The 13,292-nt window shown below is 75.8% G+C and carries 9 protein-coding genes and 1 tRNA gene; 9 read left to right on the top strand and 1 reads right to left on the bottom strand.

Annotated features, from left to right (window positions below; all coding sequences use genetic code 11):
- The first annotated feature begins 134 nt into the window (after positions 1-134).
- Positions 135-3,077 (top strand): type I DNA topoisomerase, encoded by a 2,943-nt coding sequence (gene topA / locus ACFO3M_RS05235; protein ID WP_387987262.1) that lies wholly within the window; start codon positions 135-137, stop codon positions 3,075-3,077.
- 2 nt (positions 3,078-3,079) lie between these two features.
- A complete protein-coding gene (locus ACFO3M_RS05230; RefSeq protein WP_387987260.1) occupies positions 3,080-3,847 on the top strand; it encodes a class I SAM-dependent methyltransferase in 768 nt (255 codons plus the stop codon).
- On the opposite strand, the gene ACFO3M_RS05225 is transcribed toward ACFO3M_RS05230, so the two are convergent.
- On the bottom strand, positions 3,834-4,628 hold the full coding sequence (locus ACFO3M_RS05225; protein ID WP_387987258.1) for a trans-aconitate 2-methyltransferase: 795 nt from the start codon (positions 4,626-4,628) through the stop codon (positions 3,834-3,836). The two genes, ACFO3M_RS05230 and ACFO3M_RS05225, sit on opposite strands and share 14 nt — an antisense overlap.
- A gap of 89 nt (positions 4,629-4,717) precedes the next feature.
- Between ACFO3M_RS05225 and tmk the strand changes: the two genes are divergently transcribed.
- The 7 genes from tmk to ACFO3M_RS05190 all read left to right on the top strand — a co-directional run bounded on the left by tmk (position 4,718) and on the right by ACFO3M_RS05190 (position 13,144).
- Positions 4,718-5,374 carry a dTMP kinase gene (gene tmk, locus ACFO3M_RS05220; protein WP_387987507.1) on the top strand — a complete coding sequence of 219 codons (657 nt, stop codon included), beginning with the start codon at positions 4,718-4,720 and terminating at the stop codon, positions 5,372-5,374.
- A complete protein-coding gene (locus ACFO3M_RS05215; protein WP_387987256.1) occupies positions 5,371-6,543 on the top strand; it encodes a DNA polymerase III subunit delta' in 1,173 nt (390 codons plus the stop codon). The genes tmk and ACFO3M_RS05215 overlap by 4 nt, the downstream gene beginning before the upstream one ends.
- Before the next feature lie 57 nt (positions 6,544-6,600).
- A tRNA-Thr gene (locus ACFO3M_RS05210) sits at positions 6,601-6,673 on the top strand.
- An 83-nt stretch (positions 6,674-6,756) separates the two neighbouring features.
- A complete protein-coding gene (locus ACFO3M_RS05205; RefSeq protein ID WP_387987255.1) occupies positions 6,757-7,203 on the top strand; it encodes a helix-turn-helix transcriptional regulator in 447 nt (148 codons plus the stop codon).
- 5 nt (positions 7,204-7,208) lie between these two features.
- The gene (locus ACFO3M_RS05200) at positions 7,209-7,619 is read left to right on the top strand and encodes a VOC family protein (RefSeq protein ID WP_387987253.1); all 411 of its coding nucleotides are present in this window, start codon (positions 7,209-7,211) and stop codon (positions 7,617-7,619) included.
- Between the two features lie 133 nt (positions 7,620-7,752).
- Positions 7,753-10,140 (top strand): ATP-binding cassette domain-containing protein, encoded by a 2,388-nt coding sequence (locus tag ACFO3M_RS05195; RefSeq protein WP_387987250.1) that lies wholly within the window; start codon positions 7,753-7,755, stop codon positions 10,138-10,140.
- Between the two features lie 124 nt (positions 10,141-10,264).
- On the top strand, positions 10,265-13,144 hold the full coding sequence (locus ACFO3M_RS05190; protein ID WP_387987248.1) for a putative bifunctional diguanylate cyclase/phosphodiesterase: 2,880 nt from the start codon (positions 10,265-10,267) through the stop codon (positions 13,142-13,144).
- The last annotated feature ends 148 nt before the right edge of the window (positions 13,145-13,292 follow it).

Raw genomic sequence — 13,292 nt, 5'->3', positions numbered from 1 at the left:
GCACGCCCGCGCGCAGTCGCCGGCCGGTCGCGTTCCGGCGTCGTGGCCTACCGTGGCCCGCCGAGGGGGCGCACCGCGTGACGACGAGACCGCACACCGCGCTGCCGCGACCAGCACCACCCGACAGGAGCACCGTGCCCACGAAGACCGCGAAGAACGGCCAGACCGCCGCCACGACCGCCGGCGGCACCAGCACGCCCGCCCGCCGCCGGGCCGCTGCTGCGGGGGGCGGCCGCCCGCTGGTCATCGTGGAGTCGCCGACCAAGGCCGGGAAGATCGCCGGCTACCTCGGCAACGGCTACGTCGTCGAGGCCAGCGTCGGGCACATCCGCGACCTCCCGCGCAACGCCGCCGACGTCCCGGCCGAGCACAAGGGCGCCCCGTGGGCCCGCCTGGGCGTCGACGTCGACAACGCCTTCGAGCCGCTCTACGTCATCAGCCCCGACCGCAAGCAGCAGGTCAGCCGGCTCAAGCAGCTGGTCAAGGACGCCAGTGAGGTCTACCTCGCGACGGACGAGGACCGCGAGGGCGAGGCCATCGCCTGGCACCTGGTCGACACCCTCAAGCCGCGGGTCCCGGTCCGCCGGATGGTCTTCCACGAGATCACCCCCGAGGCGATCGCCCGCGCCGTGGCCAACCCCCGCGAGCTGGACACCGCGCTGGTCGACGCGCAGGAGACCCGCCGCATCCTCGACCGGCTCTACGGCTACGAGGTCAGCCCGGTCCTCTGGAAGAAGGTCCTGCCCCGGCTGTCGGCCGGCCGCGTGCAGTCGGTGGCCACCCGCATCGTCGTCGAGCGGGAGCGCGAGCGGATGGCGTTCACCGCCGCCGACTACTGGTCCCTCGACGGCGTCTTCGCCGTCCCCGGCCGGGCCGGCGCCGACGCGGGCGAGCCGACGACGCTGCGCGCCCGCCTGGTCAGCGTCGACGACAGCCGCGTGGCCACCGGCCGCGACTTCGACCCCGCCACCGGGCAGGTGACCGGCGACGTCGTCCACCTCGACGAGGCCGGCGCCCGGGGCCTGGCCGCCCGGCTCGAGGGCCGGCAGGTCACGGTCAGCCGGGTCGACGAGAAGCCCTACCGGCGCCGCCCCTACGCGCCGTTCACCACCTCCACGCTGCAGATGGAGGCCGGCCGCAAGCTCGGCTGGTCCTCGGCGCAGGTCATGCGGGTGGCCCAGCGGCTGTACGAGAACGGCCACATCACCTACATGCGGACCGACTCGACCAACCTCTCCAACGAGGCGATCAACGCCGCCCGCACCCAGGCCCGCGAGCTCTACGGCGACGCCTACGTCCCCGCCGAGGCCCGCCGCTACAGCAAGAAGGCCAAGGGCGCGCAGGAGGCGCACGAGGCGATCCGCCCCGCCGGCGACTCCTTCCGCACCCCCGGCCAGCTCGCCGGGCAGCTCGCCCGCGACGAGTTCCGCCTCTACGAGCTCATCTGGCAGCGCACCGTCGCCTCGCAGATGGCCGACGCCGTCGGGCAGACCGTGAGCATCCGGCTGGCCGGCCGCAGCACCACCGACGAGCGGGTCGAGTTCACCGCCAGCGGCCGCACGATCACCTTCCCCGGGTTCCTGCGCGCCTACGTCGAGTCCCGCGACGAGGGCGCCGCGACCGGCGACGACGAGCACGGCAGCGACGACGCCGAGCGGCGGCTGCCCCGGGTCGAGCGCGGCCAGCAGCTCGACACGCAGTCGCTGGAGCCCAAGGGCCACACGACGACCCCGCCGTCGCGCTACACCGAGCCCAGCCTGGTCGCCCGGCTCGAGGAGCTGGGCATCGGCCGTCCCTCGACCTACGCGTCGATCATGCAGACGATCCAGGACCGCGGGTACGTGTGGAAGAAGGGCTCCGCGCTGGTCCCCTCCTTCACCGCCTTCGCGGTGGTCAACCTGCTCGAGCAGCACTTCGCCGCGCTGGTCGACTACGACTTCACCGCGTCGCTGGAGAACGAGCTCGACGAGATCGCCGCCGGTGAGCTCGGCCGGGTCGACTGGCTGACCGAGTTCTACTTCGGCGGCGAAGGCCGGCACGCCGGCGGCATCGCGGCCTCCGGCGGGCTCAAGCAGGTCATCGGCCAGCAGCTGGAGGAGATCGACGCCCGCGGCGTCAACTCGATCCCGCTGCGGGCGACCGGGCCGGCCGGCGAGCCGGTCGTGGTCCGCGTCGGCCGCTACGGCCCCTACCTGCAGGCCGGCGGCGAGGACGGCCCGCGGGTCAGTCTCCCCGAGGACCTGCCGCCCGACGAGCTGACCAGCGAGAAGGTCGCCGAGCTGCTCGCCGCGCCCTCCAGCGACCGGCAGCTGGGCACCGACCCCGAGTCCGGCCACCCGGTGGTCGTCAAGGCCGGCCGCTACGGCCCCTACGTCACCACCGTGGTCCCCGAGGGCAGCAAGGACAGCCCGCGGACGGCGAGCCTGTTCGCCTCCATGTCCCCGGAGACGGTGACCCTCGAGCAGGCGCTGCAGCTGCTCACCCTGCCCCGCACCGTGGGCACCGCGCCCGACGGCGAGGAGATCCAGGCGCTCAACGGCCGGTACGGGCCCTACCTCAAGAAGGGCAGCGACTCGAGGTCGCTGGAGGACGAGCAGCGGCTGTTCACCGTCACCCTCGACGAGGCGCTGGCCGTGTTCGCCCAGCCCAAGCAGCGGGGCCGGCGGGCCGCGGCCGCGCCGCTCAAGGAGCTCGGTCCCGACCCGGTCACCCAGGGCCAGATCACGGTCCGCGAGGGCCGCTTCGGTCCCTACGTCACCGACGGCGAGACCAACGCCAGCCTGCGCAAGGGCGACGACGTCGAGACCATCTCCCTCGACCGCGCCGCCGAGCTGCTCGCCGACCGCCGCAGCCGGCCCGCCGCCACGAAGAAGAAGGCCGCGAGGAAGGCGACCAAGTCGACGGCGACCAAGTCGACGGCGGCCAAGAAGACGGCGGGCACCAAGGCCACCGCCAAGAAGGCGGCCAAGACGACGGCGGCCAAGACGACGGCGGCCAAGACGACGGCGGCCAAGAAGACGGCGGCCAAGAAGACGGCGGAGAAGGCGACCGCGTCCGACGCCGTCCCCGCGAGCTGAGCGTGACGGCGACCGGCTCGCTCGACCCCGCCGACTGGCAGCAGCGGCGGACGTCGTTCGGGTCGGTCGCCGCCGACTACGCCGCGCTGCGCCCGGGCTACCCGGCCGACGCGGTGGCGTTCCTGCTCGGGGACCGGCCGCGACGGGTGCTCGACCTGGGTGCCGGCACCGGCCTGCTCACCGACGTCCTCGCCGCCGCCGGGCACGAGGTGCTCGCCGTGGACCCGTCGGCGGAGATGCTCGCCCAGCTGCGGGCCCGGCACCCCGGCGTCCCGGCGCAGGTCGGCGGCGCGGAGGCGATCCCGCTGCCCGACGCGAGCGTGGACGCCGTCGTCGCCGGCCAGGCCGCGCACTGGTTCGACCCGGAGCCGGCCGCGGCGGAGCTGCGCCGGGTGCTGCGGCCCGGCGGCGTCGTCGGGTTCGTGTGGAACACCCGCGACGAGACCGTCCCCTGGGTCGCCGCGCTCGGCGCCGCGCTGGCCACCGAGGCCCGCGGGCACGAGGCCGACCAGGGCGTCGTGGCCGCGTTCGCCGCGGCGCTGCCCGCCGACGTCGCCACCGCGCGGTCGCGGGTCGTCCAGCGGGTCCCGCCCGAGCAGGTCGTCGGCGGCATCGGCACCCGCAGCTACGTGGCGACGATGACCCCCGACGCCCGCGCCGCCTTCCTCGGCGGCATCCGCGACCTGCTGGCCACCCACCCGGACACGGCCGGGCGCGACGTCCTCGAGCTGCCCTACCGCACCGACGCCCACCGGCTCACCCCGCGCTGACCGGCCAGGAGCCCACCGCGAACACCCGGCGGAAGGGCAGCACCGTCGTCCCGTCCGGCCGCGCCGGGTAGGCCGCCCGCAGCGCCGCCGCGTACTCGGCGGTGAACGCGGCGGCGTCGGCGTCGTCGAGCAGCGCCAGCACCGGCCGCAGCACCGTGCTGCGGACCCAGCCCAGCACCGGGTCGGCGCCGCGCAGCACGTGCAGGTAGGTGGTCTCCCAGACGTCGGCGGACAGGCCCGCCGCCGTGAGGACGTCGAGGTAGCCCGCCGGGTCGAGCACCGGGTCGGGCGGGGGAGCGGCCGCGGCCAGGCGGGGCGCCCACCGCGGCGCGGCGCACAGCGCCGCGAGCAGCCGGTGGGTCGGGGCGCGGTGGTTGCCGGGCACCTGCAGCGCCAGCCACCCGCCCGGGGCGAGGCCGGCGGCCCACCGCGCGAGCAGGTCCGCGTGCCCGGGCACCCAGTGCAGGACGGCGTTGGTGACGACGACGTCGACCGGGCCGTCCGGCCGCCAGTCGCGGACGTCGCCGGGCACGAAGCGCACCCGCCCGGGAACGGCGTGCGCGGCCGCGGCGGCGAGCATCTCCGGGGAGGAGTCGACGCCGGTCACCCGCGCGCCGGGCCAGCGCCGCGCGAGCGAGGCGGTCAGCTCCCCGGTGCCGCAGCCCAGGTCGACGACCTCGCGCGGCCCGTGCGCGGCCACCCGGGCCACGAGGTCGGTGAACGGCCGCGCCCGCTCGCCGGCGTGGCGCAGGTAGACGGCGGGGTCCCAGGCGGCGCTCACCCGCCGACCGTAGGACCCGGGAGCGTCGTCCCCGGCCGGTACCGTGGACCGGCCGACGCCCACCCCCCACGAGTCCCCGGGAGCCCCCGATCGACGCCTCTGGTCGCCTGCCCGGCCGCGGCCTGTTCGTCGCCTTCGAGGGTGGGGAGGGCGCCGGGAAGTCCACCCAGGTCCGGCGGCTGTTCGACTGGCTGGGCCTCGTCGAGGTGCCGGCCCGGGTGACCCACGAGCCCGGCGGCACGCCGCCCGGCGCGCGCATCCGCGCGCTGCTGCTCGACCCGGCCAGCGCCGGGCTGTCCCCGCGCGCCGAGGCGCTGCTCTACGCCGCCGACCGCGCGCACCACGTCGACACGGTGGTCCGCCCGGCGCTCGAGGCCGGCGAGGTGGTGGTCACCGACCGGTACGTGGACAGCTCGCTGGCCTACCAGGGTGCCGGCCGGGCGCTGGCCCTCGACGAGGTCCGGCGGCTGTCGGCCTGGGCCACCGGCGGCCTGGTGCCCGACCTCACCGTGCTGCTGGACCTGCCGCCCGAGGTGGGCCTGGCGCGCGCCCGCGGCCGCGCCGCCGCCGACCGGCTGGAGTCGGAGTCGGTGGAGTTCCACGAGCGGGTCCGCGCCACCTTCCTCGACCTCGCCGCCGCCGAGCCCGGGCGCTACCTCGTGCTCGACGCGCGGCGCCCCGCCGACGAGCTCGCCACGGCCGTCCGCGAGCGGGTCGGCGCGCTCATGCCGGGGAGGGTGGCGTGAGCACGGCCGACGGCGTCTGGGCGGAGGTCGTCGGCCAGCCGGCGGTGGTCGCGGAGCTCCGGGCCGCCGTCGCGCAGCCCGCGGCGATGACCCACGCCTGGCTGTTCACCGGGCCGCCCGGGTCCGGCCGCTCGGTGGCCGCGCGCGCCTTCGCCGCGGCGCTGCAGTGCCCCGCCGGCGGCGACGGCACCTGCCACGCCTGCCGGACGGTGCTCGCCGGCACCCACGCCGACGTGCAGACCGTCGCCCCCGAGGGCCTGTCGATCGGCGTCGTCGAGGCGCGCGAGCTGGTCCGGCTGGCCGGGCGGGCGCCGTCGCAGGGCCGCTGGCAGGTCGTCGTCGTCGAGGACGCCGACCGCATGACCGAGCAGGCCTCCAACGCCGTGCTCAAGATGATCGAGGAACCGCCCCCGCGGACGGTCTTCCTGCTCTGCGCGCCGAGCCTGCACCCCGAGGACGTGCCGGTCACCATCCGCTCGCGCTGCCGCGTCGTGAGCCTGCGGACGCCGCCGGTCGACGCGGTCGCCGACGTGCTGGTGCGGCGCGACGGGATCGACCCGGCGCTGGCGGCCTGGGCGGCGGCCGCGGCCGGCGGGCACGTCGGGCGGGCCCGGCACCTGGCCCGCGACGAGGACGCGCGGCTGGCCCGCAAGGCCGTGCTCGACGTCCCGCTGTCGCTGGTGTCGCTGGCCGCCTGCCTCACCGCGGCCGACGACCTGGTCAGCGCCGCCAAGGAGGAGTCCGACCGGACCACCGCGGCCCTCGACGACGCGGAGACCGAGGCGGTCAAGGCCAGCCTCGGCGTCGGCGCGCGGGGGCCGGGGGTGGCCGCCGCCCGGGGCGGTGCCGGGGTGCTCAAGGACCTCGAGAAGCGGCAGAAGAGCCGCGCCACCCGGCTCGGCCGCGACTCGCTGGACCGCGCGCTGGTCGACCTCGCCGCGCTCTACCGCGACGCGCTGGTGCTCGCCGCCGCGGGGAAGCACTCGCCGGTGCTGTCGCACCCCGACCGGCGGGCCGACGCCGAGGAGCTGGCCCGGCGGATCGGCGCCGAGGGCGCGCTGCGCCGGATCGACGCCGTCCTGGCCTGCCGCACCGCGCTGGAGCAGAACGTGAAGCCGCAGGTCGCCGTCGAGGCGCTCACCGTGGCGCTGCGCCTGCCCACCCCGTGACCGCCGGGCCTGCGCGGGCGCGGCGGACCGGTGTCGTACTCTGGACGCCGCACGCCCGCCGCCTTAGCTCAGTCGGTAGAGCATCTCACTCGTAATGAGAAGGTCGTCGGTTCGATTCCGACAGGCGGCTCACCACCCAGCGGCCCTCCCCTCCCGGGGAGGGCCGCTGCGTCGTCCCTGGGGACCGTGGTCCCGCTCTGGCACGATCCGCCCGTGGCCACCGGACCCGGCGAGCAGCGCCTGCGCGACCTCGCGCGGCTGCGTCGCGTCCGCGACCGGATCGACCGGGAGTACGCCCAGCCGCTCGACGTCGAGGCGCTCGCCCGGGGCGTGCACGTGTCGGCCGGGCACCTCAGCCGCGAGTTCCGCCGCGCCTACGGGGAGTCGCCGTACTCGTACCTGATGACCCGGCGCATCGAGCGGGCGATGGCGCTGCTGCGCCGGGGCGACCTGAGCGTCACCGAGGTCTGCTTCGCCGTCGGCTGCTCGTCGCTGGGCACGTTCAGCACCCGCTTCACCGAGCTGGTCGGCATGCCGCCGAGCACCTACCGGCGCCTCGCGGCCGGGTCCACCGCCGGCATCCCGGCGTGCGTCGCCAAGCAGGTCACCCGACCGGTCAGGAATCGAGAAGCCCCGGTGGGGACGCCGTCCCTAGCGTGACCGCCATGGAGCTCACCATCCACTACACCTTCCTCCCGCACGACGACCCGGAGGCCTCGCTGGCCTTCTACCGCGACACCCTGGGCTTCGAGCTCCGCAACGACGTCGGGTACGGCGGGATGCGCTGGCTGACCGTGGGCCCGCCCGGCCAGCCCGCGACCTCGATCGTCCTGCACCCGCCGGCGGCCGACCCCGGCGTCACCGACGACGAGCGCCGCACCATCACCGAGATGATGGCCAAGGGCACCTACGCCTCCATCGTCCTGGCCACGAAGGACCTCGACGGCGCCTTCGAGCGGCTGCAGGCCGGCGACGCCGAGGTCGTCCAGGAGCCGGCCGAACAGCCCTACGGCGTCCGCGACTTCGCCGTCCGGGACCCCGCGGGCAACCTCGTCCGCGTCCAGGAGGCCGGCTGAGCCGCCCGCCGTCCCGAGAGCACGACGCCCGCCCGGGGCCGGCCGGACGGGCGTCGCCCCGTGCCGGCCGTCACCCCCACCAGGTAGACAGCGAACGCGCCGACGACGGCGGCGCCCACCGGATGGAGAGACGATGAGCACCGCCACCAGCACCGGCCGGCAGGCGTCCGGGTCGCACGCGGCCGACTCCCACGACCGCATCCGCGTGCACGGCGCGCGGGAGAACAACCTCAAGGACGTCAGCGTCGAGCTCCCCAAGCGCCGGCTCACGGTGTTCACCGGCGTCTCCGGCTCGGGCAAGAGCTCGCTGGTGTTCGGCACGATCGCCGCGGAGTCCCAGCGGCTGATCAACGAGACCTACAGCGCCTTCGTGCAGGGCTTCATGCCCACGCTGGCCCGCCCCGACGTCGACGTCCTCGACGGCCTGACGACGGCGATCATCGTCGACCAGGAGCGGATGGGCGCCAACCCGCGCTCCACGGTCGGCACCGCCACCGACGCCAACGCGATGCTGCGCATCCTGTTCAGCCGGCTCGGGCAGCCGCACGTCGGCGGGCCCCAGGCGTTCTCCTTCAACGTCGCCTCGATCAGCGGCGCCGGCGCGGTGAAGGTCGAGCGGGGCGGCCGCGAGGTCAAGGAGCGCCGGGAGTTCAGCATCACCGGCGGCATGTGCCCGCGCTGCGAGGGCATGGGCCGGGTCAACGACATCGACCTGTCCGCCCTCTACGACGAGCGCAAGTCGCTCGAGGAGGGCGCGCTGACCGTCCCCGGCTACAGCATGGACGGCTGGTACGGGCGCATCTTCGCCGGCGCCGGGCTGCCCATGGACAAGCCGATCGCGCAGTTCACGGAGCGGGAGCTGGACACGCTCCTGTACAGCGCGCCGACCAAGATCAAGGTCGAGGGGATCAACCTCACCTACGAGGGCCTCGTCCCCAGGATCCAGAAGTCGATGCTGTCCAAGGACGTCGACGCGATGCAGCCGCACGTCCGCGCCTTCGTCGAGCGGGCGATCACCTTCACGACCTGCCCCGAGTGCGGCGGCTCCCGGCTCAGCGAGGCCGCCCGGTCCTCGAGGATCCGCGGGGCCAGCATCGCCGACCTCTGCGCGATGCAGATCAGCGACCTCGCCGAGTGGGTCCGCGACCTCGACGAGCCCTCGGTGGCCCCGCTGCTCACGGCGCTGCGGGAGACGCTGGACTCCTTCGTCGAGATCGGGCTGGGCTACCTCTCCCTCGACCGCCCCTCGGGCACGCTGTCCGGCGGCGAGGCCCAGCGCACCAAGATGATCCGGCACCTCGGCTCCGCCCTCACCGACGTCACCTACGTCTTCGACGAGCCGACCGTCGGCCTGCACCCGCACGACATCCAGCGGATGAACGACCTGCTGCGGCAGCTGCGGGACAAGGGCAACACCGTGCTCGTCGTCGAGCACAAGCCGGAGGCGATCGCGATCGCCGACCACGTCGTCGACCTCGGCCCCGGGGCCGGCACCGCCGGCGGCGAGGTGGTGTTCGAGGGCACCGTCGAGGGACTGCGGGCCAGCGGCACGCTGACCGGGCGGCACCTGGACGACCGGGCCTCGCTCAAGACGTCGGTGCGCACGCCGACCGGTGCGCTCGAGGTCCGCGGCGCCCGCACGCACAACCTGCAGGGCGTCGACGTCGACATCCCGCTCGGCGTGCTCGTCGTCGTCACCGGGGTGGCCGGGTCGGGCAAGAGCTCGCTGGTCCACGGGTCGGTGGCGGGCCGGCAGGGCGTGGTGACCGTCGACCAGACCGCGATCCGCGGCTCGCGGCGGAGCAACCCGGCCACCTACACCGGGCTGCTGGAGCCCATCCGCAAGGCGTTCGCCAAGGCCAACGGCGTCAAGCCGGCGCTGTTCAGCGCCAACTCCGAGGGCGCCTGCCCCACCTGCAACGGTGCGGGCGTCGTCTACACCGACCTCGGGATGATGGCCGGCGTCGCCACCCCCTGCGAGCAGTGCGAGGGCCGGCGGTTCGACGCCTCGGTGCTCGAGTACCACCTCGGCGGCAAGGACATCAGCGAGGTGCTGGCGATGCCGGTCGCCGAGGCCCGGGAGTTCTTCGGGTCCGGCGAGGCCCGCACGCCCGCCGCGGCGAGGGTCCTCGACCGGCTCGCCGACGTCGGGCTCGGCTACCTCACCCTGGGCCAGCCGCTCACCACGCTGTCCGGCGGCGAGCGGCAGCGGCTCAAGCTGGCCGCCCAGATGGCCGACGAGGGGGCCGTCTACGTGCTCGACGAGCCGACCACCGGCCTGCACCTCGCCGACGTCGAGAACCTGCTCGCCCTCCTCGACCGGCTCGTCGACTCCGGCCGGTCGGTGGTCGTCATCGAGCACCACCAGGCGGTCATGGCGCACGCCGACTGGATCGTCGACCTGGGTCCCGGGGCCGGCCACGACGGCGGCCGGGTCGTCTTCGAGGGCACGCCCGCCGACCTCGTCGCCGCCCGCTCCACCCTCACCGGCGAGCACCTCGCGGCCTACGTCGGCGCCTGACGGGGAGCTCCCCGGCCCCTCTCCTTCGAGGGGGGACCGGGAGCCGCGGACTAAAAGGGGAACAGGAGCGGTCGATACCTCTCCCGTCGGTGCCCGGGACCACAGGGCGCCGGAGGGGGGATCCATGCACCACGACGCCGGCACGTCCACACTCACCACACGACTGGTCCTGCGGCTGGCCGCCGACCTCGGCGGTGACGGCTCGGCCGACCGGGTGCTGGCACGGTCCGGGCTGGGTGACCGCCGGGCGGAGCTCGAGGGCCTGCACGGCCGGGTGCCCTACGCGGTCAAGTCGGCGCTCCTGGACGCGGTGGCCACCGAGCTCGGCGACCCGCGGATCGGGTTGCGCCTCGGGGAGGCCGCACTGCAGGACGAGGCGCTCGCGCCGTTCCGGGCGGTGGTCCGGGCCCTGGGCTCGCCGGAGGCCGTGCTGCGCTCGGTGTCGCGGGTGTCGACCCGGCTGGACACCGCCACGGTCTTCCGCTGCCTCGGCGCGGACCCCGGCGCCGCCCGCGTGGGGTGGCGGGTCCTGCCGCCGAACGTCCCGAACCGGGTCGACTGCGACTACAACGCCGGGATGCTCCGGCAGGTGACCGTCGTCTTCGGGCTCCCCGCGGCGGAGGTGCGGCACGAGACCTGCCAGGTCGACGGCGCCCCCGAGTGCGTCTACGAGGTGAGCTGGGTGCCGCGGCGCAGGACCTCGCGGAGACCGTGGCGCCGGCGGCCCGCGGCCCGGACCGACCTGGACGCGGCGCTGCTGTCCGACGAGCGGCTGGCGATCCTGCAGGACGCGGTCGGTGACCTGGTCTGCGGTGCCGACCTCGAGCAGACCCTGGACCGCATCACGTCCCGCGCGGACCGGGCGCTGCACGCCCCCGGCCACCTGCTCGACGTCCGCCTGCCGGACGGGACCCGGCACGTCCGGGCCCGGGGTCTCGGCTCGCAGGTCGCGGACCACCTCGGCGACACCGTCCTGCAGCCCGGTCTCCAGCGGGTGGGGGACGCGGAGGTGCTGGCCGTGCCGGTGGCCACGGCCGACCGGACCCACGGCGTCCTCGCCGCCGTCCTGTGGCCGGGGCAGGCGTTCTTCCCCGAGGACGAGGCGGTGCTGGCCGCCTTCGCCCGGCACGCCGCCGTGGGTCTGCGGACGTCGGCACTGCTCGCCGAGGCCCGGGAGCACGAGGAGACCGCCCGCCTGCTGCTCACCGTGGCGAGGTCCCTCGCCGGCCAGCCGTCGGTGCAGCGGATCGCCCAGGCGGTCGCCGAGGCGGTGCCGGTGCTCTCCTCGGCCGACCGCTCGGCGGTCGCCCTGTGGGAGTCCGGCGGGGAGTCGGTCCGGGTCGCGGGGGCCAGCGGCTGGAGCGGCGAGCTGGCCGACCGCATCGCCCGCTACGCGACCGACACCTCGCAGAGCCCGGAGCTGTGCGAGATCGTCCGGCACGGCCGGCCGATGCTCGTCGACGCCTCGGGCTCATCCTGGGCGCGCGGCGTCCTGGAGGAGTTCGGTGTGCGCGCCATGGCCGGTGTGCCGATCGCCGTCGGGAAGCGGTTCGTCGGCGTCGTGCTGGCGCACTGGGTGCACCGGGAGCCGCCTGCCGTGCTCGGCGAGCCGCTCGTCGAGCGCCTATGGGGCCTGGCCGGCATCGCCGGCGTGGCGTTGGAGAACAGCCGGCTGGCGGGGGAGGTCGAGTGGCGGGCCGCGCACGACGCCCTCACCGGGCTGCCGAACCGCGAGACGTTCGAGGCGCACCTGCGGCAGCTCGTGGCGCGCGACGACGGGTCCGCCGACTGCGCGGTGCTGTTCTGCGACGTCAGCCGGCTGAGCAGGGTCAACGAGAGCCTCGGTCACGAGGCCGGCGACGAGGTCCTGCGGCAGGTCGCCGACCGGCTGCGGTCGGTGTTGCGCGAGGGGGACGTGCTGGCCCGGTACAGCGGTGACCAGTTCGTCGTCGCCCTCCCGGGTGTCGCGGCCACGGGGCTCGCGGCACTCGGGGACCGGGTCGCCGCGGCCTGCACGACCCCGGTGACCGTGGCCGGCGAGGACGTCTTCGTCGACCTCGTGACCGGCGCAGCGGCGACGGACACCCCGGACGCGCCCGCGGTGTCGGCCCGGGACCTCGTCGCCCGGGCCGCCGAGGACCTGCAGCGGGCCAAGGCCCGGCTGCACGGCGGCCGCAGCACGCGGACCGCCTCGGCGCACGAGCTGCGGCTGGAGACCGACCTGCACGGCGCCCTGGCGCGCGGGGAGATCGAGGTCCACTACCAGCCGCAGGTCGACCTGGTCAGCGGGCGGGTGGCGGCCGTGGAGGCGCTGGTCCGGTGGCGTCACCCCGAGCTCGGCGCCGTCCCCCCGGACGTGTTCGTCCCCCTCGCCGAGGCCGGCGGCCTGATCGGGGACCTCGGCGCGCACGTCCTCCGCGAGGCCTGCGCCACGGTCGCGCGGTGGCGGCGCGAGGGGCTCGACCTGGACGTGGCCGTCAACGTGTCCCCGCTCCAGCTCGCCGCCCCCGACTTCGCCGACCTGGTCGAGGCGGTCCTGCTGGAGACCGGGCTGCCGTGCCGGGCGCTGACGGTGGAGGTCACCGAGAGCCAGGTGCTGTCGGAGGCCGCGGTGCGCAACGGGCACCTCGCGCGCCTGCGCGGGCTCGGCGTCGGCGTGTCCGTCGACGACTTCGGCACCGGGTGGTCCTCCCTGACGCAGCTGCGCCGGCTCCCGGTGACCGAGGTCAAGATCGACCGCTCCTTCACGGCGGGGATGACCGACGGCGACGGCCCGGTCGTGGCCGGGGTCGTCGGCCTGGGCCGTGGTCTCGGGTTGCGCGTGGTCGCCGAGGGGGTCGAGACCGCCGAGCAGGTCCGCCGGCTCACCGCCCTCGGGTGCGACCGGGTGCAGGGGTACCTGGTCGGCCGGCCCGCCCCGGCCGGGGAGCTCGCGGAGCGGCTGCACGCGGGCCCCGTCCTGCCGGCCGACGTGCCGCGGCCGCGGGTGCCCGTCTCCGGCTGAGGCCGTCGGCGTGCCCCGCCGGCACCTCACCCGGCGGGGGTGGGGGGACCCGCAGGAGGCGCGCCCGACTGGAGTCCCGTGCCCTCGCTGCCGATGGGAGTGGGGAACGTGACCGCGAGGAGCCGCCGCGTGCCGGGTGGTCCGACGG

This window comes from Geodermatophilus arenarius (assembly GCF_042654585.1).
Classification (GTDB): Bacteria; Actinomycetota; Actinomycetes; order Mycobacteriales; family Geodermatophilaceae; genus Geodermatophilus; species Geodermatophilus arenarius.
Note: the sequence above shows the minus strand (reverse complement) of the source record. Positions and strands in the feature narration are given on the sequence as shown.